1 rRNA gene is annotated in these 3,290 nt (G+C 56.7%); it reads right to left on the minus strand.

Annotated features, from left to right (window positions below):
* Nucleotides 1-21: 21 nt before the first annotated feature.
* Nucleotides 22-3,146 (minus strand): 23S ribosomal RNA (locus ACFWP7_RS42320).
* Between the last annotated feature and the right edge of the window lie 144 nt (nt 3,147-3,290).

A 3,290-nucleotide genomic window follows, 5' to 3' on the forward strand; every position in this document is an offset into this window, starting at 1 on the left:
ACACAGTGGACGCGAGCAACTGAGGACAAGCCCTCGGCCTATTAGTACCGGTCACCTCCACACCTTGCGGTGCTTCCAGATCCGGCCTATCAACCCAGTCGTCTACTGGGAGCCTTAACCCCTCAAAGGGGGTGGGAATACTCATCTCGAAGCAGGCTTCCCGCTTAGATGCTTTCAGCGGTTATCCCTCCCGAACGTAGCCAACCAGCCATGCCCTTGGCAGGACAACTGGCACACCAGAGGTTCGTCCGTCCCGGTCCTCTCGTACTAGGGACAGCCCTTCTCAATATTCCTGCGCGCGCAGCGGATAGGGACCGAACTGTCTCACGACGTTCTAAACCCAGCTCGCGTACCGCTTTAATGGGCGAACAGCCCAACCCTTGGGACCGACTCCAGCCCCAGGATGCGACGAGCCGACATCGAGGTGCCAAACCATCCCGTCGATATGGACTCTTGGGGAAGATCAGCCTGTTATCCCCGGGGTACCTTTTATCCGTTGAGCGACGGCGCTTCCACAAGCCACCGCCGGATCACTAGTCCCGACTTTCGTCCCTGCTCGACCCGTCGGTCTCACAGTCAAGCTCCCTTGTGCACTTACACTCAACACCTGATTACCAACCAGGCTGAGGGAACCTTTGGGCGCCTCCGTTACTCTTTAGGAGGCAACCGCCCCAGTTAAACTACCCATCAGACACTGTCCCTGATCCGGATCACGGACCCAGGTTAGACATCCAGCACGACCAGACTGGTATTTCAACGACGACTCCACCATGGCTGGCGCCACGACTTCACAGTCTCCCAGCTATCCTACACAAGCCGAACCGAACACCAATATCAAACTATAGTAAAGGTCCCGGGGTCTTTCCGTCCTGCTGCGCGAAACGAGCATCTTTACTCGTAGTGCAATTTCACCGGGCCTATGGTTGAGACAGTCGAGAAGTCGTTACGCCATTCGTGCAGGTCGGAACTTACCCGACAAGGAATTTCGCTACCTTAGGATGGTTATAGTTACCACCGCCGTTTACTGGCGCTTAAGTTCTCAGCCTCGCACACCCGAAGGCGCACTAACCGGTCCCCTTAACGTTCCAGCACCGGGCAGGCGTCAGTCCGTATACATCGCCTTACGGCTTCGCACGGACCTGTGTTTTTAGTAAACAGTCGCTTCTCGCTGGTCTCTGCGGCCACCCCCAGCTCAGAGAGTAAATCTCATCACCGGTGATGGCCCCCCTTCTCCCGAAGTTACGGGGGCATTTTGCCGAGTTCCTTAACCATAGTTCACCCGAACGCCTCGGTATTCTCTACCTGACCACCTGAGTCGGTTTAGGGTACGGGCCGCCATAAAACTCGCTAGAGGCTTTTCTCGACAGCATAGGATCATCCACTTCACCACAATCGGCTCGGCATCAGGTCTCAGACTATGTGCTGTCCGGATTTACCTGGACAACGTCCTACACCCTTACCCCGGGACAACCACCGCCCGGGATGGACTACCTTCCTGCGTCACCCCATCACTCACCTACTACCAGCTCGGATCACCGGCTCCACCACTTTCCATTCCCCGAAGGGTCCGGAACGGCTTCACGGGCTTAGCATCACTGGATTCAATGTTTGACGCTTTACAGCGGGTACCGGAATATCAACCGGTTATCCATCGACTACGCCTGTCGGCCTCGCCTTAGGTCCCGACTTACCCTGGGCAGATCAGCTTGACCCAGGAACCCTTAGTCAATCGGCGCACACGTTTCTCACGTGTGTATCGCTACTCATGCCTGCATTCTCACTCGTGAACCGTCCACCACTAGCTTCCGCTGCGGCTTCACCCGGCACACGACGCTCCCCTACCCATCCCAGCCCCCGTTGGGGGTATGTGCTGGAATGACACGACTTCGGCGGTACGCTTGAGCCCCGCTACATTGTCGGCGCGGAATCACTAGACCAGTGAGCTATTACGCACTCTTTCAAGGGTGGCTGCTTCTAAGCCAACCTCCTGGTTGTCTGTGCGACTCCACATCCTTTCCCACTTAGCGTACGCTTAGGGGCCTTAGTCGATGCTCTGGGCTGTTTCCCTCTCGACCATGGAGCTTATCCCCCACAGTCTCACTGCCGCGCTCTCACTTACCGGCATTCGGAGTTTGGCTAAGGTCAGTAACCCGGTAGGGCCCATCGCCTATCCAGTGCTCTACCTCCGGCAAGAAACACACGACGCTGCACCTAAATGCATTTCGGGGAGAACCAGCTATCACGGAGTTTGATTGGCCTTTCACCCCTAACCACAGGTCATCCCCCAGGTTTTCAACCCTGGTGGGTTCGGTCCTCCACGACCTCTTACAGCCGCTTCAACCTGCCCATGGCTAGATCACTCCGCTTCGGGTCTTGAGCGCGCTACTAAAACGCCCTATTCGGACTCGCTTTCGCTACGGCTTCCCCACACGGGTTAACCTCGCAACACACCGCAAACTCGCAGGCTCATTCTTCAAAAGGCACGCAGTCACGACCCACCAAGTAAACTTGATGAGCGACGCTCCCACGGCTTGTAGGCACACGGTTTCAGGTACTATTTCACTCCGCTCCCGCGGTACTTTTCACCATTCCCTCACGGTACTATCCGCTATCGGTCACCAGGGAATATTTAGGCTTAGCGGGTGGTCCCGCCAGATTCACACGGGATTTCTCGGGCCCCGTGCTACTTGGGTGTTTCTCAAACGAGCCGTTGACGTTTCGACTACGGGGGTCTTACCCTCTACGCCGGACCTTTCGCATGTCCTTCGCCTACATCAACGGTTTCTGACTCGTCTCACGATCGGCAGACCGTGAAAGAGAAATCCCACAACCCCACATACGCAACCCCTGCCGGGTCTCACACGCATATGGTTTAGCCTCATCCAGTTTCGCTCGCCACTACTCCCGGAATCACGGTTGTTTTCTCTTCCTGCGGGTACTGAGATGTTTCACTTCCCCGCGTTCCCTCCACATACCCTATGTGTTCAGGTATGGGTGACAGCCCATGACGACTGCCGGGTTTCCCCATTCGGAAACCCCCGGATCAAAGCCTGGTTGACGACTCCCCGGGGACTATCGTGGCCTCCCACGTCCTTCATCGGTTCCTGGTGCCAAGGCATCCACCGTGCGCCCTTAAAAACTTGGCCACAGATGCTCGCGTCCACTGTGCAGTTCTCAAACAACGACCAACCACCCACCACCCCCGGCTTACACCGGAGTTCACTGGGGCCGGCACTGAAGAAACAAGCTACTTGAGCCCGTACCTTCAGACACCCAACAGCGTGCCCGGC

It is taken from the genome of Streptomyces sp. NPDC058470 (genome assembly GCF_042721055.1).
Lineage (GTDB): Bacteria > Actinomycetota > Actinomycetes > Streptomycetales > Streptomycetaceae > Streptomyces.